Consider the following 22,012-nt stretch of genomic DNA (forward strand, 5'->3'; position numbering starts at 1 on the left):
GTCAACGGACGAATCATCATGAAAACGCTTTCCGCTACACCGAACACTGAAGACGATCCACGCTGGGCCGCGGTCCTCGCCCGCGATCCCCGGGCGGACGGGCAGTTCGTGTATGCCGTGAAAACCACCGGCGTCTACTGCCGCCCCAGCAGCCTGGCGCGCCTGCCCAAGCCGCAGAACGTGGAGTTCTTCGACACCGCGCAAGAGGCCGAGGCGGCGGGCTATCGCCCCAGCAAACGGGCGGGCAAGGATCAGAGCAGCATGGCCGCCCAGCATGCGGCGACGGTGGCGGCGGCGTGTCGGCGGATCGAGTCGGCCGAACACCTGCCGCCGCTCAATGAATTGGCCGAAGCCGCCGGCCTGAGCCCGTTCCACTTTCACCGGGTGTTCAAAGCCGTCACCGGCCTGACGCCCAAGGGATACGGCGCGGCCCATCGCTCCCGCAAGGTCCGGGAGCGGTTGGCGGACAGCGGCACGGTCACCGATGCGCTCTACGATGCCGGATTCAATTCCAACAGCCGCTTCTACGAAAGCGCCGACCAAATGCTGGGCATGAAACCCGGCGATTACCGCGCGGCGGGCAAGAACAACGACATCCGCTTCGCGGTCGGCCAATGCTCCCTCGGGGCGATTCTGGTGGCCCAGAGCGAGCGCGGGGTCTGCGCGATCCTGCTGGGAGACGACCCGCACCAACTGGTGTGCGACCTGCAGGACAAATTCCGCCAAGCCAACCTGATCGGCGCGGACAGCGGATTCGAGCAACTAATCGCCAGCGTCGTGGGTTTCATCGAGGCGCCGGCGCTGGGCCTCGACCTGCCGCTGGACGTACGCGGCACGGCGTTCCAGGAGCGAGTCTGGCAGGCGCTGCGGGACATTCCGCCCGGCAGCACCGCCAGCTACGCCGACATCGCCCAGCGCATCGGCGCACCCAAGGCCGTGCGCGCCGTGGCCCAGGCGTGCGGCGCCAACAGCCTCGCGGTAGCCATTCCCTGCCATCGCGTGGTGCGCAGCGACGGCAACCTGTCGGGCTACCGTTGGGGTGTGGAACGCAAGCGCGCGTTGCTTGAGCGCGAGACCCGGACTTAACGGACGCCGATGTAAACCGCGACCGATTCGAGGCCGGTATAGGCCTCGAAGTCGGTGGCGTAGCGCCGCTTGATCTGAGGGTTCGCTTCGAAGTAACGCCAGATCCGTCCCCACGTGGCGATGACGGCATCGGGCAACACGCCCTGCCCTTCGAACACCAGGTATTCGCCGCTCTCGACCCGCACGGATTCGAAGTCGCCCTGTGGATCGGCGACCGCGACGCCCGCCGTCACATCGAACGCCCCGGACGCATCCGACTCATAAGCCGAGTACACGCCGTAGACCGGCGACTCGGTCAGTTTGCCGGGAATGGCCTCTGCCAGACCTTCCTGGAAGAACCGGCCCCACATCGGGCCGATCTTCGCCGTGTGCCCGGCATGCTCGGCTTGATTGGTGGTGCGCACCCGCAACCCGGCCACCGTGAAACCATCGACATGCTGTTGTTTGAGATCCATCGAAAGCGCCGTTCCGTGTGCTTGAAGAACGGCCCCGCAGGGCCGTGAAGGCGCTTACTGTGTCAGCGATTGACGTCCACCACAACCCGTCCGCGCAACTGGCCGGCCAGCAGTTTGGGGGCTGCGGCGATGGCCTCGCTCAGGGCGATCTCGTGGCTGATCAGCGGCAACAGGGCGAAGTCCAGGTCTTTGGCCAAGCGGTTCCAGGCTTCGATCCGTCGGGCCTTGGGCTGGGTCACGCTGTTGATCCCGGCCAGCGTCACGCCGCGCAGGATGAATGGCGCCACCGACGCCGGGAAATCCATGCCCTGGGCCAGTCCGCAGGCGGCGACCGTGCCTTCGGCGCGGGTGCTGGCGCAGGCGTTGGCCAAGGTGTGGCTGCCCACCGAATCGATCACGGCGGCCCAGCGCTCCTTGGCTAGCGGCCGCCCGGGCTCGGACAAGGTCGCCCGGTCGATGATCTCGCCGGCCCCCAGCCGTTTCAGGTATTCGTGCTCGGAGACACGGCCGGTGGACGCCACCACGCGATACCCGAGCCGGTTCAGCAAGGCGATGGCGAAACTGCCGACTCCGCCGTTGGCGCCCGTCACCAGCACCTCGCCCTGCGCCGGCGTCACGCCGTTGCGCTCCAGCGCCATGATGCACAGCATGGCCGTGTAGCCAGCGGTGCCGATAGCCATGGCCTGCGCGGCGGAAAACGCCTTCGGCAGCGGAATCAGCCAATCGCCGTTGAGCCGCGCCTTCTGCGCCAGGCCGCCCCAATGGCTTTCGCCCACGCCCCAGCCGTTGAGCAGCACCGGGTCGCCGGCCTTGTAGTCCGGGTGCGAGCTGACCTCCACGGTGCCCGCCAGATCGATCCCCGGCACCATCGGGAACTGGCGCACCACGGGGCTGCTGCCGGTGATCGCCAGCCCGTCCTTGAAGTTCAGCGTGCTGTAGGCCACGCGCACCGTCACATTGCCGTCCGGCAGTTGTCCGTCGTCGAGGGATTGCAGGCTGGCGCGGTAACCGCTGTCGTCTTTGTCGATCAGAATGCCGTTGAACATGACTGCCTCGCTGGGAAGGGTTTCGGGGGCGTGGCATTCAAATACCACACTGCAACACATTGCCACACACGACTTTCCGCCAATCGGCGAATCCGCCGGGTGATTCCATCGCGGGCGGCTATGCTTTTTCGACGATCGCCTTCGCCCGTGAAGGCCCCGTCGATGGAACTGACCATGACCCCTTTGCGCCGGTTGTTTGCCTGCCTGATGCTCTGCCTGTTCACCTGGGGTAGCGTCTGGGCCGCGCCCGCGGCCAAAGGCCCGGACACCTCCACGGTCGAGCCGACATGGCCGCAGGTCATCACCAGCGGCAACGCCAAGCTGACGGTCTACCAGCCGCAGCTCGACAGCTGGGACGGGTACACCCTCAAGGCCCGCGCCGCCGTCGAGGCTACCGGCGCCGACGGCAAATCGACCTACGGCATCGTCCAGTTCAGCGCCCACACGCTGGTGGACAAGGCCACGCGCTGGGTCGCCCTCGATCAGTACAACCTCATCAAGGCCGATTTTCCGGCCGACGCGAGCCAGGCCGACACCTGGGTCGCGGCGCTGCAGAAGGATGCCGCCAACCGCAAGAAAACCATTTCCCTCGATCAACTGGAGGCCGCCGTCGGGGTGCTGGCCGCCGAGCAGAAGGCCGACGCCGCGCCGTTGGAGAACACCCCGCCCGCCATCCTCAGCTCGGACGTCCCGGCGCTGCTGGTGTACATCGACGGCGAACCGGCCTACCGACCGGTGGAAGGCACCGGCCTGCAACGGGTGATCAACACCCGGCCGCTGCTGCTCAAGGACGATCAAGGCAAGCATTACCTGCATGTGTTCGACGGCTGGATGGCCGCCGACCGGTTCAACGGCGACTATTCGCGCCTCCCCTCGCCGCCCGCCGACCTGGAGAAGGCCAAGAAAGCCGCGATCGACAGCCGCCAGGTGGACCTGCTCACCGGCCAGGGCGATCCCAAGGGCAAGGCGCCGAGCCTGGCCAAACCGCCGCAGCCGAAAATCTTCGTCGCCACCATGCCGACCGAACTGATCGTCACCGACGGCGCCGCGCAGTGGCAGCCGATCCAGGGCACGCGCCTGCTGTATGTCAGCAACACCACCGGGCACATCTTCAAGGAGATCGGTGACCAGAACAGCTACGTGCTGATTTCCGGACGCTGGTTCCGCGCCGCCGACATGAACGGCCCCTGGACCTTCACCCCGGCCGACAAGCTGCCGGCGGACTTCGCCAACATTCCCGACGACAGCCCGAAAGAAAACGTCAAGGCCTCGGTGGCCGGCACGCCGCAGGCCAAGGAAGCGGCCATCGCCGCGACCATCCCGCAGACCTCGGCGATCAAGAAAAGCGCAGTCAAGATGACCGCCCCCGCCTTCGACGGCGAACCTCAGCTCAAGGCCATCACCGGCACCCCGCTGCAATATGTGATCAACAGCGCCACGCCGATCATCCGGGTCGACGCCAACAGCTGGTACGCCGTGGAGAACGGCATCTGGTTCACGGCCACCGGCGTCAACGGGCCGTGGACGGTCGCAGGGTCAGTGCCGGCGGTGATCTATTCGATCCCGCCCAGTTCGCCCATGCACTACCTCACCTACGTCAAAGTCTACGAATCGAGCGGCGACACCGTGGTCGTCGGCTACACCCCCGGCTACCAGGGCTCCACGCTGGATCCGGCCACCGGCGTGGTGGTCTACGGCACGGGGTATCCGTACACGCCCTGGGTCGGCAGCGTGTGGTACGGGCCGCCGGTGACGTACGGATTCGGCGTCGCCATCCGCTACACACCGTGGACCGGCTGGACCTTCGGTTTCGGCTTCGGCTGGAGCTGGGGCGGCAGCACCGTGGCGATGGGCTGGGGCTGGGGTGCCTATCCGTGGTGGGGCAACTACGGCTGGGGCTATGCCTGGGGCCCGCACCTGTATCCGGCGCCACTGGCCTGGGGTGGTGCCGCCTACGGCTACCGTGGCGGCGCCGTAGCCTGGGGCCCGGGCGGCTGGGCGGGCACCACCGGCAATATCTATAGGCAATGGGGCGACCGGGCGACGGTCAGCCGCTACGGCGGCGGCTACAACGCCTGGACCGGCAACCGCTGGGCGGGACAGGTCGGGGCCTCCTACAACTCGCGCACCGGCGTCTCGGCGGCGGGCCAGCGTGGCGCGGTGCACAACGTCTACACCGGCAACTACGCCGCCGGGCGCAGCGGCGCGGCGGTGGGCCCCGAGGGCGGCGCCATCGCCGGCCAGCGGGTCACGGCCGGCAATGCGCGCACCGGCACCCAGGTCACCGCCAGCCGGGGCGCCGTGTACAACCCCAACACCGGCAACACCACCCAGTACGGCGGGATCCGCGGGCGCGACGGCGGCGCTGCGCGCATCGGCGACAACGTGTATGCCGGGCACGACGGCAATGTCTACAAGAAAACCGACGACGGCTGGCAATCGATGGTCAAGGGCGGCGCCACCCGCGCGCCGGTCAACAACACGGCGCAACTGCAGAACCTCAACCGCGAGTCCGCCGCCCGCAACTTCGGCAATCAGCGCCTGAACGAATTCCACGACTCCTCGCGGGTCATGAACCGTTCCTTCGGCGGCGGTGGCGGCGGGTTCCACCGACGCTGAGGGCCGCAAATCCCGGCTGGCCTTGCAGCCGGTTTTGCTGGTACAAAACCGGCTCTGCCGTCCCTGCCCGTTTTGTCGTTCGGAGAACCCTTTCCATGAGCCAATGGCCAGACACCCGCATTCTTGACCTCTTCGGCATCGAACTGCCGATCATCCAGGGCCCGATGGCCGGCGCCACCAACTCTTCCATGGTGATCGCCGCCTGCAACGCCGGCGGCCTCGGCTCGATGCCTGCCGCGATGCTGAGCATCGACCAGTTGCGTGAAGAGCTGAGAAACATCCGCCAAGGCACGTCGAAGCCTTTCAACGTCAACTTCTTCTGCCACCAGCCTCCGGCCCCCGATGAGCAGCGCGCCCGGGACTGGAAAAACCTGCTTGAGCCCTACTACCGCGAACTGGGCGTCGATTTCGACGCACCGACCCCGGTCTCCAACCGCGCGCCTTTCGATGCGGCGGCGTGCGAGGTGCTGGAAGAATTCAAGCCTGAAGTGGTGAGCTTCCACTTCGGCCTGCCGGAGAAAACCCTGCTGGACCGGGTCAAGGCCACCGGCGCGAAGATCCTGTCGTCGGCCACCACCGTCGATGAGGCCGTCTGGCTCGAACAGAACGGCTGCGATGCGATCATCGCCATGGGCTACGAGGCCGGCGGCCATCGCGGGATGTTCCTCAGCGATGACCTGAGCAGCCAGGTCGGCACCTTCGCCCTCGTGCCGCAGGTGGTGGACGCGGTGAACGTGCCGGTGATCGCCGCCGGCGCGATTGCCGACGCGCGGGGCGTTGCCGCCGCCTTCCTGTTGGGCGCCTCGGCGGCGCAGGTGGGCACCGCCTATCTGTTCACGCCGGAGGCCAGGATCAGCGCCTCGCACCACAAGGCCTTGCGCACCGCCAAGGAAAGCGAGACCGCCATCACCAACTTGTTCACCGGCCGCCCGGCCCGGGGCATCCTCAACCGGGTGATGCGCGAAGTGGGCCCGATGTCGGCCATGGCGCCGGCGTTTCCGCTGGCCGGCGGTGCGCTGATGCCGCTGCGGGCCAAGGCCGAAGCGGAGTTCAGCAACCTGTGGGCCGGCCAGGCGTTCACGCTCGGGCGGGAGATCGGCACCGCCGAGCTGACCCGGCAACTGGCCGAAGGCGCATTGGCGAAACTGGCAGGCCGGTGATCCGGGGGCGGGCGGAGGCTCCAACCCTTCGCCCGGCACCGAATCACGCATTCCGTTTGGAGGCATTTCGCTATATAGTCGCCTATATAGCGAATCCCCCTCGCATCGGCGCAGTTCCCCTCCAACAACCACTGCCCACTGCACACGCCAACCACGGAGCTGTTACATGACCATTCGTGCCTCACGTCTTGCCCCCGCTTGCCTGGCTTCCCTGATCGCCGTCTTCACCGTGGGCGCCGCCCAGGCCGATGAAGTGCAAGTGGCCGTCGCGGCGAACTTCACCGCGCCGATCCAAGCCATCGCCGCCGACTTCGAGAAAGACACCGGGCACAAACTGGTGGCCGCCTACGGTGCCACCGGCCAGTTCTACACCCAGATCAAGAACGGCGCGCCGTTCGAAGTGTTCCTGTCCGCCGACGACACCACGCCGGAAAAACTCGAAAAAGAAGGCGACACGGTCAAGGGCTCGCGCTTCACCTACGCCGTCGGCACCCTGGCGCTGTGGTCGGCCAAGGAAGGTTACGTCGACGCCAAGGGTGACGTGCTGAAGAAGAACGAGTACCAGCACCTGTCCATCGCCAACCCGAAAGCCGCGCCTTACGGCCTGGCCGCGACCCAGGTGCTGGAGAAGCTGAAACTGACCGAGGCCACCAAGGCCAAGATCGTCGAAGGCCAGAACATCACCCAGGCCTATCAGTTCGTGTCCACCGGCAACGCCGAACTGGGCTTCGTCGCCCTGTCGCAGATCTACAAGGACGGCAAGGTCAGCAGCGGTTCGGTGTGGATCGTTCCGGCCAGCCTGCATGATCCGATCAAGCAGGACGCGGTGATCCTGAACAAAGGCAAGGACAGCGCCGCCGCCAAGGCCCTGGTGGATTACCTCAAAGGCCCGAAAGCCGCTGCGGTGATCAAGTCCTACGGTTATCAGCTGTAAATGTCGCTGACGAGCGCCGATTTCGCGGCGATCTGGCTGACGCTGAAACTGGCGTCCCTGACCACCGCGATCCTGCTGGTGGTCGGCACGCCGATCGCCCTGTGGCTGTCGCGCAGCCGCTCCTGGCTGCGCGGTCCCGTCGGTGCGGTGGTGGCCCTGCCCCTGGTGCTGCCGCCGACCGTCATCGGCTTCTATCTGTTGCTGGCGCTGGGGCCCAACGGCTTCATCGGCCAGTTCACCCAATGGTTGGGGTTCGGCACCCTGACGTTCAGTTTCACCGGCCTTGTGGTCGGCTCAGTGCTGTATTCCATGCCGTTCGTGGTGCAGCCGCTGCAGAACGCCTTTTCCGCCATCGGCACCCGCCCGCTGGAAGTGGCCGCGACCTTGCGCGCCAATCCCTGGGACACGTTCTTCAGCGTGATCCTGCCGCTGGCCCGCCCTGGCTTCATCACCGCCGCGATCCTCGGGTTTGCCCACACCGTCGGCGAATTCGGCGTGGTGCTGATGATCGGCGGCAACATTCCCGACAAGACCCGCGTGGTTTCGGTGCAGATCTACGACCACGTCGAGGCCATGGAATATGCGCAGGCCCATTGGTTGGCCGGGGCCATGCTGGTGTTTTCGTTCCTGGTGCTGCTGGCGCTCTATTCCAGCCGCAAGACCCGCGCCGGCTGGAGCTGACGGATGATCGATGCGCGCTTGAACCTCTCCTATGCAGGCTTCAGCCTGGACGTCGACCTGCATTTGCCCGGCCGCGGTGTGACGGCGCTGTTCGGCCAGTCCGGGTCGGGCAAGACCACCTGCCTGCGCTGCATCGCAGGCCTGGAACGCGCCGAGAACGCCTTCATCCGGATCAACGACGAAGTCTGGCAGGACAGCGACAACGGCCTGTTCGTGCCCCCGCACAAGCGCGCGCTGGGCTACGTGTTCCAGGAGGCCAGCCTGTTCCCTCACCTGTCGGTGCTGGCCAATCTGCAGTTCGGCCTCAAGCGCATCGCCCGGCCGCTGCGCCGGGTCGATCTGCGCCAGGCCACCGAACTGCTGGGGATCGGCCACTTGCTGGATCGGCATCCGCAGAACCTGTCCGGCGGTGAACGCCAGCGCGTCGGCATCGCCCGGGCGCTGCTGACCAGCCCGAAGCTGCTGTTGATGGACGAGCCCTTGGCCGCCCTCGACAGCCAGCGCAAAAACGAAATCCTGCCTTACCTGCAACGCCTGCACGACGAACTGGACATTCCGGTGCTGTACGTCAGCCATGCCCAGGACGAAGTGGCGCGGTTGGCCGATCACCTGGTGCTGCTCAGCGACGGCCGGGCCCTGGCCAGCGGGCCGATCGGCGAGACCCTGGCCCGCCTCGACCTGCCGCTGGCCCAGGGCGACGATGCGGGCGTCGTGATCGAAGGCCAAGTGAGTGCCTACGACGCCAACTACCAATTGCTCAGCCTGCAGTTGCCCAACACCCGGATGAACATCCGCGTGGCCCATGCGCCGATGGACATCGGCCAGCCGCTGCGTTGCAAGGTGCAGGCCCGGGACATCAGCCTCGCGCTAGAGGATCCGGAGCACAGCAGCATCCTCAACCGGTTGCCGGTCACGGTGGTGAGCGAACTGGCCGGGGACAACGCCGCGCACGTCCTGATCCGCCTGGACGCCGGCGGCACGCCGCTGCTGGCGCGGATCACGCGGTTTTCCCGGGATCAGCTGGGCGTGCACCCCGGCCAACGGCTGTGGGCACAGATCAAGGCCGTCGCTGTGCTGGCGTAAACGGCCGGGCACGACGGACGGGGCCCGCTGTCAATCGCCATGACAGCCCTTGACCCGTCACCAGGAAGCCCGCCATGGCCGAGACCGTGCCAACCGACACATTGCCCCCTGACCTGCATTACGTTGATGACAACCGCCCCGGCATCACCCGCAAAAAGCTGCGCGGCACGTTCTGCTACTTCGACCCGGCAGGCCGGCGCATCACCGATGCCGACGAGATCCGCCGGATCAACGCCCTGGCGATACCGCCGGCTTACCTTGACGTGTGGATCTGCCCCGACGCCAAGGGCCACCTGCAAGCCACCGGACGCGATGCCCGGGGCCGCAAGCAGTACCGCTACCACCCGCGCTGGCGGGAAGTGCGCGACGCCGACAAGTACGGGCGCCTGCGCGCGTTCGGCCTGGCGCTGCCGAAACTGCGCAAACGGCTGGAAGCCATGCTGCTGCCGCCCGGCTTCAGCCGCGACAAGGTCATGGCCACCGTGATCACGCTGCTGGACGCCACGTTGATCCGCGTCGGCAATGCGCAGTATGCCCGGGACAACCGCTCGTTCGGCCTGACCACCCTGCGCAACCGGCACGTCGAGGTCAACGGCAGCGCGATCCTGTTCCAGTTCCGCGGCAAGAGCGGCATCGAGCACCGGATCACCGTCAGGGACCGGCGCCTGGCGCGAATCGTCCGACGCTGCCTTGAGCTGCCCGGCCAGAACCTGTTCCAGTACCTGGACGAAAACGGCGAGCGGCACACCGTCACGTCCTCCGACGTCAATGCCTGCCTGCAAGCCCTGACCGGCGCGGAGTTCACCGCCAAGGACTACCGCACCTGGGCCGGCAGCGCCCTGGCGCTGGCGATCCTGCGTGAACTGCGGTGGGAGTCCGAAGCCGAGGCCAAACGTCAAGTCGTGGAAATGATCAAGCAAGTCGCCCGCGCGCTGGGCAACACGCCGGCGGTGTGCCGCAAGTGCTACATCCACCCGGCGCTGATCGAGCGGTTCATGCTCGGCGAACTGAACGGGCTGCCGCGCCCGCGGGTGCGCAAGGGCCTGCGCGCCGATGAGGTCGCGCTGGCGATGTTCCTGGAACGCGAAGGCATGACGGAGGCGGTTTGAGCCGCTGGCCGACGAACTGGCCTGTCCGTCTTTTGCACGTTCGGCACAGGGTTCTATAGTTGATCTGACACGAATTCGCTGTGGTGACGCCATGGAAGACATTTTCATCGTCAAGCGCTGCAACCGGATCATCATCCACGGTCGGCGCGCCGGGGAAAGCCTGCACGAACCCGCCGAGGCCATCGGCTGGTTCCGCATCTGCGACACGCGCACCGGCGGATTCATCGGCGACGGCTACGACCTTGAGGAAGACGCCCGGCGCGAATGCCGCCGGCTCAACGCAGCCAGTTCACCGTTACCGGCCCGCCAGAACCGCGGCTGATGCCGCCCGTTTGCGGGTCTATACTGAAACCAGCTGAAGGAGCGGCGCCCCATGGCGGAGAGCTCGCGCGTCGCGGGCTTTTTTGCTGACTCTCCATTGCTGCGCAGCGGTTTCATGAACGGAGGTGCTCCATGTCCGAAAAAGAGTCCATCACCACCCTCCTCACCTTGCTCGACGCGCGGCAGGCGCGCCTGGCGGCGGCCTGCAAAGAGATCGCCGACTGGGTCGACCACCAAGGCGGCCACCCCACCGCCCTGCGCATCCGCGACCGTCTGAACGACATCGAGAAGGACACGCCGCTGATCCGCAGCACCCTGTCGGCGCTCAAGCCGGTGGATCGGCCGTTGCCACGGTTCAGGTGATCCGGGCGTGTAGATGTCGCCCGTGGATGCCTGACCGGGCGGCGCAATTTGTCAGCCCGGGGGCAACACCCGCACCCTTATGGCTTGGCGGCGGTCATGACCGCCCAGGCAGCGCGGCTGTTGCTGCACGGTCGGCCGAAATGGGCCGGCCCGATGGAATCATTGCGCCACTCTTTACATCGCCCCCTCAGCGTCTAGCCTTACCTTGCCGTGGGCAGCGCAGATGAACGGAACATGGACACCCTGAACAAGAATGAACTCGAAAGCGTGCTGCTGGATCGCCTCCCGCAGTGCGCCGTCGCCTGCTCGATCAACGAGGACGGCAGCCTGTCCGTCGAGGTGACAGGGCCGGACGGCCACCAGTTCACCATCGCCAGCATCGACCGAGCGAAGTACCGGGACGACGCCGGTATCACCAGATTGGCCCGGGAAATCCTCCAGGAAATGGTCCTGTCGCGGCAAACCTCCCATCTCCATTGACGGTCGCGTCCTGCCGCCGGTCAGCCGACCCGCACCTTTGCCTTCGCCCGGCGTTCCAACGCGGTATGCCCGAGGCTGAAAAAAAGGGGTGCCCCATGAACAGAAAAATCACGGTGCTGACGCTGGCCGGTCTGTTGTCGTCCTGCCCGCTGTTCGCGATGGCGGCCGAGAAGGCCGCGCAAGAATCCGCCGTCCCCCCCAGCGCCGTGCCGGGCCTGAACCAGGGCGGATCGTCCGCCGGGGACGACAAGGCCGACAAGAAAGGCGAGGAAGCCTCGGGATCGAACTCGGGAGCCGACCCGGACGCCCAGAAAAAGGACGCCGAATCGTCGGACGAAGGGAGTCAGCAGGACGGAAGCTGAGTCAGACCGTCCTGCCGCTGCCGCCCTAGGCCCATCCGCCGAGATCCGTTCGGGTCTGGGCGAAGACCACCCCGGCATCGCGCGTCAGCTGCCGCCACTCCTGGCCGGTGATCAATCCCTCTGCCTGCATGGCGTCGGCCATTTTCAGCAGCTCGTCATACTGCTCCTGTGCGGACATCCTGATCTCTGCCTCACGCAGCATGTGCAGCCATTCGGCCATGGCTTTCTTTCTGTTGGTTTCATCGAACATTGCCTTGCCCTCTTGTGCCCGTTTCACCGGTTGAGGCACGAGCAGAGGCAGGTGTTCCCGATGCACGACGTGCGGTGTTCGCTTTCCGGCATCCGCTAAAGCCCAGGACTGCATCTCGACCGTCCGTCGCTGTTTTGCCAATAATTCTCAACTTAATTCACGCCGCCCGGCTCCCAATTGAACGGAACGTCACGCCCCGTCGTTCATCTGGAGATGCCGCCATGCCTGCTTATCCCCGCCCACCCTTCCCGCCTCAGCCGCAACCGGTTCCAGGGTGCCAAACACTGATGGATCCCCGACCGGACTGCGGCGAGCAAAGTTACCGCGGGGCGGGCCGGCTGACCGGCAAGGCCGCCTTGATCACCGGCGCCGACAGCGGCATCGGCCGCGCGGTCGCCATTGCCTTCGCCCGCGAAGGGGCGGACGTGGCGATCGCCTACCTCGACGAGCACGAAGACGCACAGGAAACCGCCCGTTGGGTCGAGCAGGCCGGCCGACAATGCCTGCTGCTGCCGGGCGACCTGGCCCGCAAGCAGCAATGCCTCGACATCGTCGCCCGCACGGTGGAACGCTTCGGCCGCATCGACGTTCTGGTCAACAACGCCGCCTACCAGATGACACACCCCACGCTGGCCGACATCAGCGACGAAGAATGGCTGATGACGTTCGATGTGAACATCACGGCGATCTTCCGCCTCTGCCAGGCCGCGGTGCCACACATGCCGGCGGGCGGCTCGATCATCAACACCAGTTCGATCAACTCCGATGCGCCCAACCCGACCCTGCTCGCCTACGCCACCACCAAAGGCGCAATCGCCAACTTCACCGCAGGCCTCGCCCAATTGCTGGGCGAGCAAGGCATCCGGGTCAACAGCGTTGCGCCCGGCCCCATCTGGACACCGCTGATCGTGTCCACCATGCCGCCGGACAAGGTGACGCATTTCGGCGACAACACCCCGCTGGGGCGTCCGGGGCAGCCGGTGGAGGTGGCGCCGCTCTACGTGCTGCTGGCCAGCGACGAGTCCAGCTACGTGTCCGGCTCGCGGTTAGGCGTGACCGGAGGCAAGCCGATCCTGTAGATCCCCATGCCGGCCTGCCGGCCCGCCCTCCCACTTTCGCCCATCAGGAAACGCATCATGCCCAGTCCCCGCCAGCACACCCAGACCCGCGCTTGCCGCGAGTTCGCCCTGGAACAGAACCAGCGCCTGATCCGCCAGGCCCATGCCCTGAATGCAGAGGCCTTCGCGCTGATCGCCGACGTCCGCCCGAACGTCGACACCTTTGAGCAGTACCACCAGCTGCGCAACAAGGCCGAAGAAAAGTTTCAGGAGGCCAAGGAGCATCTTCGCTTGGTGAACGAAACGTTTGCCGAGCCTGTCGCACCGTCCGAGCGTCCCCGACCGTTGACCGCAGGAAAACCCCGTCAGGCGATCACCCACGAGCCTGTCCTGCTCCTCACCGGGCGCTGAGCCACAGCCGGCCCGCCGCGCCGAGTGAGAGAGAAACGGACATGAGTGAACCCCACCGCTTTTCGTTATCCGACCTGGTGGCCGCCTTGCAGGCGCAAACGCTGCCGCCGACCTTGACGCCCCAGGCGCTGGCGCACGTCTTGCAGACGCTGTGCCGCAGCGGCCTGGATGACCTGCCCCTGCCGGGACAGGGCAACACGCTGCTGCGCTGGCAAGCCCTGGCGCGGGTGGCGGCCTTCGACCTCAGCCTGTGCAAGCTCTACGAGGGCCACACCGATGCGCTGGCGATCATGCGTCACTGGGCGGCGCCGGCCATCCCCTCAGGCAGTACGTGGGGCATGTGGGCGGCGGAGCCGCCGCAGGCGCGGGTCACCGTCCGGACAGCCCACCCCGGCGGGTTCGTCCACTTGCAGGGCGTCAAGGCCTGGTGCTCCGGCGCCGCGACCGTCAGCCACGCCTTGGTCACGGCCTGGAACCCGGCGGGCCAGCAGCAACTGGTGGCGGTCGCGCTCGATCAGCCGGGCGTGCACGTCACCGGCAACGGCTGGCAAGCCGTCGGCATGGCGGCCACGCAAAGCGTGGAGGTGCAGTTCGACGGTGCGCAGGCGCATCCGGTCGGCCCGCCGGGCGGCTATCTGGCGCGGGCCGGCTTCTGGCACGGCGGCGCCGGCATCGCCGCCTGCTGGTTCGGGTCGGCGCAAGTCATCGCGGAGGCCTTGCGCAAGCACTGCACCCGCAGCGAAGACCCCCACGGCCTGGCCCACCTGGGCGCGGTGGACTATTCGCTCCACTGCGCCGCCAACCTGCTGCGCGACACGGCGCACTGGATAGACCGCCACCCCACCGCAGACGCCCTGCTCCCCGCGCAACGCCTGCGGGCCCAGTGCGAACACAGCGCCGAACAGGTGATCAGCCACGTGGGACGGGCACTGGGTGCAACCCCCTACTGCCGCGATGCCCATCTGGCCCGCCACTTGTGCGACCTGCCGGTGTACTTGCGGCAAAGCCACGCCGAGCGCGACCGCGCGGCGCTGGGCGCGGTCGTGGCCCGCGAGCGGCCGGGGAGCTGGATGCCATGAGCGCCAACCCCATCACGGGACAAGGCACCTCGCCCGAGGCCTGGCAGGCGTCGCGCCGGCTCGCCGAGGTCGCGTCGGTCCAGGCGCAGGCGCTGGTGCCGAACGGATCGCGCGCGGTCATCGTTTCGCCCCATCCGGACGACGAAGTGCTGGGCTGCGGCGGACTGCTGCAGGCGCTCGCCCGTGAAGGCCGGCACATCCTGCTGGTGTCGGTGACCGACGGAGAAGCCAGCCATCCCGATTCCCGCTGGTGGACGCCCCAACGTCTGCGGGCGACCCGTCGGCAGGAATGCGCGCAGGCCCTCACCCGTCTCGGCGTCCCGCACGAGCGGATGACATGGCTGCATGGCGGCTTTCCCGACACCGCCGTCGCGCGCCATGAACAGGCGCTGACGAACGTCCTGCTGGACTGCCTGCGTCCCGGCGACACCGTCTTCACCACCTGGCGCCACGACGGCCACTGCGACCATGAAGCCGTCGGCCGCGCCAGTGCCGCCGCGACGAGACAGATCGGCGCACGCTTGCTGGAGGTACCCATCTGGGCCTGGCACTGGGCCTCTGCACAAGATCCGCGCATCCCCTGGCGACGCGCCCGCAAGGTGCTCATGGACGAAGCGGCCCTGGCGCGCAAGCGGCATGCGGTGCAGGCCTTCGTCAGCCAGACCGAACCCGATCCGGCATCGGGCAACCCTCCCGTGCTGACGCCCCGAACCCTGGAGCGTCTGTTGCACGACTTTGAAGTGGTGTTTCTATGAGCGTCGCCAATGCCTATTTCGACCATCTGTTCAGCCGCAACCCCGATCCTTGGTCCATGCGTGAACGCTGGTACGAACGACGCAAGCGCGACATCGCCCTCGCCGCGCTGCCGCAACACCGCTACCGCCGCGGTTTCGAGGCCGGGTGCGCAAACGGTGAGCTGAGCGTCAGGCTGGCGCAGCGCTGCGACAGGCTGCTGTGCTGCGATGTCTCGGCCCTCGCGGTCAAGCTTGCGGCCGAGCGCCTGCAGGACGCCGGCCATGCCCGCGCCTATCAGGCCCGTGTGCCGGACCAATGGCCCGGCGGCGCGTTCGACCTGATCGTCATCAGCGAACTGGGCTACTACCTCGACGCTGCGGATCTACGCCGGATGGTCGAGCGGGTGAGGGCCGCGCTCACCGCCGATGGTGCCCTGCTCGCCTGCCATTGGCGGCATCCGGTGGCGGTGTGCCCGCAGACCGGCGACCAGGTGCATGCGTGCCTGCACGAACACCTGCACCTGAACCGTTCGGTGCGCCACGAGGAAGCGGACTTTCTGCTGGAGGTCTGGGAAGGCAACGAGCTGTCCGTCGCTGACCGCGAGGGCTTGACGGAGCGCGCGCCATGATCGGGGTCGTGGTGCCGGCCCACAATGAGCAAGCGCTGCTGGCCGACTGCCTGCGCGCCCTGTGCCTGGCGGCATGCCATCCTGGCCTGGCCGGGGAAACCGTGCAGGTTCTGCTGGTGCTCGATGACTGCGTCGACGGCAGCGGCGCCATCGCCGCAGATGCCGGCGTCGAATGCCTGAGCGTCAGCGCCCGCAATGTCGGTTATGCCCGGGGTGTCGGCGTCAGCCATTTGATCGCCCTGGGCGCACGCTGGATCGCCTGCACCGACGCGGACAGCGAAGTGGCACCGGACTGGCTGGTGGCCCAGTTGTCGCTCGAAGCGGACATGGTCTGCGGCACGGTGCATGTGCGCGACTGGGGCGGGATCGGCCTGGCGATCCGGCAGCGCTACGCCGACGCCTATACCCACGCGGAGAACCATCGCCACATTCATGGCGCCAACCTGGGCTTTTGCGCCGTGGCGTACCTGCGGGCCGGCGGGTTCAAGCATCTGCCGGTGGACGAGGACGTGTGCCTGGTCAAAGACTTCGAGCGGTCGGGCGCCAGCATCTCCTGGAGCCAGAGGCCGCGGGTGGTCACCAGCGCTCGCCTTGAGGGGCGGGCCCGGGACGGTTTTGCCGGCTACCTGCGAAGCCTGGTGCGCGGCGAAGAAGCCGGCTCAGGCTAGCCGCTTCATGCCTGTTTCTTGAGACCCAGTTGTCTGCGCATCGCCGCAGTGATCGACTGGCGCACGTCGCCGTACCCGGCCCAAGGGTCTTCCACCTCACCCAACCGCTGCGCCAGATTGAACAGGGTCCATTGTCCGGCGCCTTTGATGTCCGCCAGCTCATCGCGGTGGATCGGCACGGACACCGGCAGCCCCTCGCGGGCCCGCAGCGAATAAGCACAGGCGGTGGTGGCGCCCCGGCCGTTGCGCAGGTAGTCGATGAAGATCCTGCCCACACGGTTTTTCGGCCCGGAGACCGCCGAGATCCGTTCGGGAAACAGCGCGGCCAGGTGCTGAACCATGGCCTGGCTGAAGGCCTTGACCTCATCCCAACCCGCCCGGCGCACCAGCGGCACCACGACGTGCATGCCCTTGCCGCCGCTGGTCTTGAGGAACGCCTGCAAGCCGAGTTCATCAAGCAGGGTCAACGTCAGGCCGGTGGCCTCGACCATCATCTTCCAGGGCAGCGCGGGATCCGGGTCGAGGTCGAGGATCAGCCGGTCCGGCTTGTCGAAGTCCTTGGTCGTGGCGTTCCAGGTGTGCAGCTCCAGCGTATTCATCTGCACCGCACCCATCAGCGCCGGCAGTTGATTGATGACGATCGCCACCTGCCCCGCCTCAGCCTTCGAGTACTGACGCAGCCCGGGAATGGCCAGGTGCGCGGCGTGCTTCTGGAAGAACAGTTCGCCGGCCAGGCCGTCCGGCGCGCGCACCAGGGCCACCGGGCGCTGGGCCAGGTGCGGCAGGATCCAGTCCGCCACCTGGGCGTAATACTCGGCGACCTGGCCCTTGGTGGCGCCGCTGCTGGCGTCGACGATGCGGTCGGGATGGGTCAGGTGCCAGCGGCCGTCGGCCGGGCGGCCCTTGGCTTTCGCCTTCGCCGGCGCCGGCGCCGGGCGTTCCGCTGCCACGGTGTCGGCGGGCTTGTCGTCGCGCAAGCCATGGAACACCGAATGGCGCACCACGCCGTCACGGGTCATTTGGCCGTAAGCGACTTCGGCCAGCAGTTGCGGCTTGACCCAATGCACCTCACGGGCCGAAATGCCGGCCGGGGTTTTCTTCAATGGACTGCCGCTCACCGTCAACGGCTTCAGGCGTGAGTGAATGTGCTGCAGCGTCGTGGCGCTGAACCCGGTGCCGACCTTGCCGGCGTAGCGCAAGGTGCCGCTGTCCTTGTCGTGCAAGGCCAGCAACAGAGCGCCGAAGGCACTGCGGGAGCCTTTGGGCTCGGTGTAGCCGACGATCACGAATTCCTGCCGCTGGCTGCACTTGAGCTTGATCCAGTCGGGGCTTCGGCGGCTGACATAGGGGCTGTCGGCCCGCTTGCCGATCAACCCTTCGAGCTTCATGTCGCAGGCGCTCGCCAGCAAGGACGCGACAGGCTGGTCGAAGGACTCGGAGTAACGCAGCTCCGGGGCCTTTTCATCCGTGAGCACGGCTTGCAACGCAGCGCGGCGCTCCTTCAGGGGACGGTCACGCAGATCCTCGCCATTCAGGAACGGCGCATCGAAGACGTAATAGACGATACGTGCATCGGCCTGCTCATCGAACGCGTTCTGCAACGCCTGGAAATCCGCGATGCCGTCATCGCCGATCACCACCATCTCGCCGTCCAGCCAAGCGGACTTCAGCCCGAGCCTGGCCAGCGCCCGGGCCTGGCGGGGCATTTTCGCCGTCCAGTCCAGGCCGCTGCGGGTGAACAGTTTCACCTGTTTGCCGTCGATCCGGGCCAGCATGCGGTAACCGTCGAACTTGATCTCGTAGCACCAGTCGCCGGCGGGCGGCGAATCCACCAGCGTGGCCAGCTCGGGCTTGAGCGACGCCGGCAGCGCCGAAGCAGGGGCGGCCTTGCCCTTAGGCTTGGCGGCGGCCGCTTTCGGCGGTTCCGCGATCAGCGTGCGGTCGCTCAAGACACTGTCCGGGCGCGCCTCCAGCACGTCGTAGTCGGATTCGGCCCGGGCCTGATCGTCATCGGACTTGACCAGCAGCCACTGCTCCTTCTTGCCCGCCAGCCGGGTGCGGAACAGGTTCCAGGCTCCCGAGAGCTTTTCCCCCTGCAAGTGAAACCGTAGCTTGCCCTTCGCGTAGCCGTCATGGGGATCGCCTTCCGGCATCCAGACGCCGCGATCCCAGACGATCACGTCCCCGGCGCCGTAATGGCCTTCGGGAATGTGCCCCTCGAACGTCGCGTAGTCCAGCGGATGATCTTCGACATGCACCGCCAGCCGCCGCACGGACGGATCGAGCGAAGGCCCTTTGGGAATCGCCCAACTCTTGAGCGTGCCGTCGAGCTCCAGGCGGAAGTCGTAATGCAAATGGCTGGCGTCATGCTTCTGGATGCAGAACTGCAGCGCCTTGGCCTTGCTGCCGCGCGCCTGCTTGCCCGCCGGTTCCGGGGTGGCGTCGAAGTTGCGCTTGCGTTGGTATTCCGTCAGGGACTTGGCCATGGCGCGGCTCCACGATCCTGGGTGACTGTCCCGCTACGACGCCTTGCGGCGCGTGCGTTTGGGCGCAGATTTGGCCTTGCCGCCGCCCAGGCTGCGCTTGAGCAGTTCGGTCAGGTCGACGATGTTGGTCTCTTTGCGCTCGGCGGCGGATTCCGGCGCGGCCACGGTGGCGATCTTGCCCTTGCTCGCCTTTTCTTCGACCAGGGCCATGATGGTGTCCTTGAAATCGTCCAGGTACTGCTCCGGCTCCCAATGGCTGCTCATGTCGTCCACCAGGCGCTTGGCCATCTGCAGTTCCTTCTTGTCCAGTTTGGGCTGGGTGACGCTGGCATCCAGTTCCAGGCCCTCCAGGCTGCGCACCTCGTCGGGCCAGCGCAGGGTGATCATCACCAGCGCATCCTCCAGCGGGCGCAGCAGGGCCAGGTGTTGCTGGGTATGCAGCACCACCCGCGCCAGGGCGACCTTGCCGGACGCCGTCAGCGTTTCGCGCAGCAGCGCATAGACCTTGCCGCCGCGCCGGTCCGGGCTCAGGTAGTAAGGCGTGTCGAAATGCTGGAGAGGAATCTCGTCGGCCGCGACGAAGGAGAAGATGTCGATGGTCTGGGTCGCCTCGGGCCGGGCCTTGCGGATCTCGTCTTCGCTGATGACCACGTAGCGGCCTTTCTCGAACTCGATGCCCTTGACGATGTTGTCCTTGTCGATTTCCTTGCCGCTGACCTTGTTGATCCGCCGGTAACCGACCGGCTCCATGCTGCGCTTGTCCAGCCAGTCGAAATCCAGCCGCTGGCTGACGACGGCGGAACTCAAGGACACCGGGATGTGCACCAGTCCGAAACTGATCGCACCTTTCCAGATCGCGCGGGCCATGTCGGTCTCCTGTCGGCTGAACCGGTCTGTAGCCGCTCGCGGGAAATGGGTTTGGGGAGCAGCTTGTTGGGTTGAGCGCTGCGGTGAACCGGGAGTTCAAAAAGAATGCGGGCGGAGGACATCCTCTATCCGGCCTGCAAGCCAGACGGCGGCAAATGACAGCAAGTGATGTACTTCGGCACCGACTCAAAGCGAATCGATATCAATCTCCTCGCCGTCGTTTGCTTCCACGTGAGCAAGCAGATTCTTGTATGACTCGAACTCTTCTCGGGCCAGCCTGAATCTTTCCCTCGTCTCCTCCGGGCATGGAGGCTGAGGCTTCAGGCTTTGGGCGTATTGCCGGAACAGATGTCTTTTTCGTGTGCTCTGATCGTCGCCTTTGAGATAAAGATCAATGTTCTCTTGAGAAACAACGTTGTAGGAACCGAAAACAAAGGTCACATGCGCTTTGCAAACCGGGTTTTCGTTGTACCAGATAAATTCCTGCGAGGTACGTTTGTGAGGTTGTGACCTAGGCTTCGGGGGAACCAGGAAGACCACTTGCATTGCTTTGTCGTGCATCCCGCCCAAAAAACTGTCCAAATCCACCGGACTGACGCCAAGGCGTGTGGATGTGCGCGAATAGTCGACCACGTCGAACGCCGTACGCAGTTCATTGAAGATACTGAACGGCATGATGTGGTGAACCCCCAGAAGCGTAATCTCGCTGTTTTCGCTTGGCGTATTCTGGTTTAGCCGTTCCAGCAGAGTAGGAAAATCGATGCATTGATCGCTGCAATACATCTTTGTTGCATCATCCGGAATGTCGGCCTCCATCTGAGACATCAGCTCCCGGTTCTCCAAGATCGGGATGTCGATAAAATCCTGAATTGAACCTTGTATCTCCGGCATGAAAGCCAGGTCGATGACACTGTGACAACCGGGGACAATTTCGAACTTATTGGTGCTGCGGGTCGGGCTGAACTCCATCCCGGCCTTCTTCACCAAAAACACTTCGTAGTTCCCCTCAGGTAACCCGCCTTTCTGAAAATACCGAGTCGGCTGGGATACAAACGAGCCCTCCTCGCTGCTGTTCAGTTCGAACTCGGTGTGCTCGGTGCTTTGTTCCTCGCGGATTCTCAGGAAGACACCATCGACCAGTTGATCCTTGTCGTCATATACGCGAATACACAGAACACCCGTTTTTTCACAAGGCTCAATTATCGAGCCGATCGGTTTGTCTTCCGGTGAGTTGGCTTTGACGCGACACATCAGAGCATCCCCCCACAGCGCAAATCGGCGTACTGCCTGACCATTTCGTAGCGCCTGCCTGGGTCAATGTCCGCCACGACCAGAAAGTCCTTAGCCCACCAGTTCTGCTCCGCCTCGATGAACCCTGCCCCGTAATACAGTGCGCACTCGATGAAGGTGAAAAACTGCATTTCGGTCATGGCACGGTAACGCTTCGCCCGTTCGAACTCCTGGTCGATAAAGGCATCCAGGGACTGGGTTCCCAAGGCTTGGATACGGTCGGCGTAAAAGGGCTCCAGCCGCGTACGCGCCCTCTGCTTGAAGTTGTCGATCGAAGAAAGCCGGAAAGCGTCCATTTGTTCTTTGCGCATGATCATAGGATTCCGTTCCACGCTCCGTTTAAGCACTACAGAATAGTGGCATCCGGCCATTTTGCAGACTATCTTGATTCCGTCGTATTGATTGCCCCGGCAGCCCGGCCTCCGCTCACCGCCATGCCCCCTCGGCCTCTCGTCAGCCGGGCCGGAAGCCGCGCCGTTTCATGAATGGATTCAGACCCGCACGGCCTTGCGCCATGCGGCACCAGGAAGGAGCCCAAGGCATGCTGGATGCCAACGCGACGCACATCACCCTGAACCTTGAAGGCGTTTCTAACGATCTCCAGGTCGTGAGTTTCGTTGGCCGCGAAGCCCTCAACCAACCTTTTTGCTTCGACATCGAACTGGTCAGCGCCCGCCCCGACCTCGCCCTCGAAGAGCTGCTGCACAAGCCCGGCGTCCTCACCTTCGGCGCCACCGGCGAAGGCAAGATCCACGGCCTCGTCTACCGCATCGAGCAGGGCGACTCCGGCCGCACCCTTACCCGCTACAGCCTGAGCCTGGTGCCGCAGCTCGCCTACCTG

Annotated in this window: 25 protein-coding genes; 18 read left to right on the top strand and 7 right to left on the bottom strand. The window is 65.8% G+C overall.

Going from position 1 to position 22,012, the window contains the following annotated elements; genetic code table 11:
* Positions 1-18: 18 nt before the first annotated feature.
* Positions 19-1,086, top strand: a complete 1,068-nt coding sequence (gene ada / locus CAG41_RS25265) for a bifunctional DNA-binding transcriptional regulator/O6-methylguanine-DNA methyltransferase Ada (protein WP_085707609.1) — start codon at positions 19-21, stop codon at positions 1,084-1,086.
* Here ada and CAG41_RS25270 read toward each other — a convergent pair.
* Entirely contained in the window at positions 1,083-1,541 is a 459-nt protein-coding gene (locus tag CAG41_RS25270) for a GyrI-like domain-containing protein (RefSeq protein WP_085707610.1), read from the bottom strand. The genes ada and CAG41_RS25270 overlap by 4 nt on opposite strands.
* A gap of 62 nt (positions 1,542-1,603) precedes the next feature.
* Positions 1,604-2,587, bottom strand: a complete 984-nt coding sequence (locus CAG41_RS25275) for an MDR family oxidoreductase (RefSeq protein WP_085707611.1) — start codon at positions 2,585-2,587, stop codon at positions 1,604-1,606.
* Positions 2,588-2,761: 174 nt separating this feature from the next.
* On the opposite strand from CAG41_RS25275, the gene CAG41_RS25280 reads away from it, so the two are divergent.
* From CAG41_RS25280 to CAG41_RS25325, 10 genes are all read left to right on the top strand, one after another.
* On the top strand, positions 2,762-5,206 hold the full coding sequence (locus CAG41_RS25280) for an autotransporter (protein ID WP_085707618.1): 2,445 nt from the start codon (positions 2,762-2,764) through the stop codon (positions 5,204-5,206).
* Between the two features lie 95 nt (positions 5,207-5,301).
* Positions 5,302-6,366, top strand: coding sequence for a nitronate monooxygenase family protein (locus CAG41_RS25285; protein ID WP_085583933.1), 1,065 nt, complete (start codon positions 5,302-5,304; stop codon positions 6,364-6,366).
* 166 nt (positions 6,367-6,532) lie between these two features.
* Positions 6,533-7,300, top strand: coding sequence for a molybdate ABC transporter substrate-binding protein (modA, locus tag CAG41_RS25290; RefSeq protein ID WP_085583935.1), 768 nt, complete (start codon positions 6,533-6,535; stop codon positions 7,298-7,300).
* The gene (gene modB, locus CAG41_RS25295; RefSeq protein ID WP_085583937.1) at positions 7,301-7,981 is read left to right on the top strand and encodes a molybdate ABC transporter permease subunit; all 681 of its coding nucleotides are present in this window, start codon (positions 7,301-7,303) and stop codon (positions 7,979-7,981) included.
* Positions 7,982-7,984: 3 nt separating this feature from the next.
* Complete coding sequence (gene modC / locus CAG41_RS25300) at positions 7,985-9,064, top strand: molybdenum ABC transporter ATP-binding protein (RefSeq protein WP_085583939.1); 1,080 nt, start codon at positions 7,985-7,987, stop codon at positions 9,062-9,064.
* 74 nt (positions 9,065-9,138) lie between these two features.
* A complete protein-coding gene (locus CAG41_RS25305) occupies positions 9,139-10,173 on the top strand; it encodes a DNA topoisomerase IB (RefSeq protein WP_085583941.1) in 1,035 nt (344 codons plus the stop codon).
* Positions 10,174-10,264: 91 nt separating this feature from the next.
* Positions 10,265-10,495 carry a hypothetical protein gene (locus tag CAG41_RS25310; protein ID WP_085583943.1) on the top strand — a complete coding sequence of 77 codons (231 nt, stop codon included), beginning with the start codon at positions 10,265-10,267 and terminating at the stop codon, positions 10,493-10,495.
* Positions 10,496-10,626: 131 nt separating this feature from the next.
* Positions 10,627-10,857 (top strand): hypothetical protein, encoded by a 231-nt coding sequence (locus CAG41_RS25315; RefSeq protein WP_085583945.1) that lies wholly within the window; start codon positions 10,627-10,629, stop codon positions 10,855-10,857.
* 234 nt (positions 10,858-11,091) lie between these two features.
* The gene (locus CAG41_RS25320) at positions 11,092-11,337 is read left to right on the top strand and encodes a hypothetical protein (RefSeq protein WP_085583947.1); all 246 of its coding nucleotides are present in this window, start codon (positions 11,092-11,094) and stop codon (positions 11,335-11,337) included.
* Between the two features lie 95 nt (positions 11,338-11,432).
* Positions 11,433-11,699: a hypothetical protein gene (locus tag CAG41_RS25325; protein WP_085707612.1), complete on the top strand. Its 267-nt coding sequence runs from the start codon at positions 11,433-11,435 to the stop codon at positions 11,697-11,699.
* 25 nt (positions 11,700-11,724) lie between these two features.
* Here the strand turns inward: CAG41_RS25325 and CAG41_RS25330 are convergent, their stop codons facing one another.
* Positions 11,725-11,949, bottom strand: a complete 225-nt coding sequence (locus CAG41_RS25330) for a hypothetical protein (RefSeq protein ID WP_085583951.1) — start codon at positions 11,947-11,949, stop codon at positions 11,725-11,727.
* Positions 11,950-12,170: 221 nt separating this feature from the next.
* Between CAG41_RS25330 and CAG41_RS25335 the strand changes: the two genes are divergently transcribed.
* The 6 genes from CAG41_RS25335 to CAG41_RS25360 are packed head-to-tail and all read left to right on the top strand — an operon-like array spanning position 12,171 to position 16,528.
* A complete protein-coding gene (locus tag CAG41_RS25335; protein WP_085707613.1) occupies positions 12,171-13,028 on the top strand; it encodes an SDR family oxidoreductase in 858 nt (285 codons plus the stop codon).
* Between the two features lie 57 nt (positions 13,029-13,085).
* Positions 13,086-13,418 carry a hypothetical protein gene (locus tag CAG41_RS25340; RefSeq protein WP_085707614.1) on the top strand — a complete coding sequence of 111 codons (333 nt, stop codon included), beginning with the start codon at positions 13,086-13,088 and terminating at the stop codon, positions 13,416-13,418.
* 41 nt (positions 13,419-13,459) lie between these two features.
* A complete protein-coding gene (locus CAG41_RS25345; protein WP_139834996.1) occupies positions 13,460-14,497 on the top strand; it encodes an acyl-CoA dehydrogenase family protein in 1,038 nt (345 codons plus the stop codon).
* Positions 14,494-15,252, top strand: a complete 759-nt coding sequence (locus CAG41_RS25350; RefSeq protein ID WP_085707615.1) for a PIG-L deacetylase family protein — start codon at positions 14,494-14,496, stop codon at positions 15,250-15,252. The genes CAG41_RS25345 and CAG41_RS25350 overlap by 4 nt, the downstream gene beginning before the upstream one ends.
* The gene (locus tag CAG41_RS25355) at positions 15,249-15,860 is read left to right on the top strand and encodes a class I SAM-dependent methyltransferase (protein ID WP_085707616.1); all 612 of its coding nucleotides are present in this window, start codon (positions 15,249-15,251) and stop codon (positions 15,858-15,860) included. The genes CAG41_RS25350 and CAG41_RS25355 overlap by 4 nt, the downstream gene beginning before the upstream one ends.
* On the top strand, positions 15,857-16,528 hold the full coding sequence (locus CAG41_RS25360) for a glycosyltransferase family 2 protein (protein WP_085641259.1): 672 nt from the start codon (positions 15,857-15,859) through the stop codon (positions 16,526-16,528). Before CAG41_RS25355 ends, CAG41_RS25360 begins: the two co-directional genes overlap by 4 nt.
* A gap of 5 nt (positions 16,529-16,533) precedes the next feature.
* On the opposite strand, the gene ligD is transcribed toward CAG41_RS25360, so the two are convergent.
* The 4 genes from ligD to CAG41_RS25380 all read right to left on the bottom strand — a co-directional run bounded on the left by ligD (position 16,534) and on the right by CAG41_RS25380 (position 21,482).
* The gene (ligD, locus tag CAG41_RS25365) at positions 16,534-19,014 is read right to left on the bottom strand and encodes a DNA ligase D (protein ID WP_085695244.1); all 2,481 of its coding nucleotides are present in this window, start codon (positions 19,012-19,014) and stop codon (positions 16,534-16,536) included.
* A gap of 33 nt (positions 19,015-19,047) precedes the next feature.
* Positions 19,048-19,881, bottom strand: a complete 834-nt coding sequence (locus CAG41_RS25370; RefSeq protein ID WP_085633656.1) for a Ku protein — start codon at positions 19,879-19,881, stop codon at positions 19,048-19,050.
* Between the two features lie 186 nt (positions 19,882-20,067).
* A complete protein-coding gene (locus tag CAG41_RS25375; RefSeq protein WP_085641263.1) occupies positions 20,068-21,132 on the bottom strand; it encodes a hypothetical protein in 1,065 nt (354 codons plus the stop codon).
* Positions 21,132-21,482: a hypothetical protein gene (locus CAG41_RS25380; RefSeq protein WP_139833037.1), complete on the bottom strand. Its 351-nt coding sequence runs from the start codon at positions 21,480-21,482 to the stop codon at positions 21,132-21,134. The genes CAG41_RS25375 and CAG41_RS25380 overlap by 1 nt, the downstream gene beginning before the upstream one ends.
* Positions 21,483-21,712: 230 nt before the next feature.
* On the opposite strand from CAG41_RS25380, the gene CAG41_RS25385 reads away from it, so the two are divergent.
* Positions 21,713-22,012: contractile injection system protein, VgrG/Pvc8 family (locus CAG41_RS25385; RefSeq protein ID WP_256582656.1), on the top strand; the 300-nt coding region annotated here is incomplete at its 3' end.

Origin of the sequence: Pseudomonas sp. B35(2017) (genome assembly GCF_002113645.1) — a bacterium.
GTDB classification, from domain to species: domain Bacteria; phylum Pseudomonadota; class Gammaproteobacteria; order Pseudomonadales; family Pseudomonadaceae; genus Aquipseudomonas; species Aquipseudomonas ekonensis.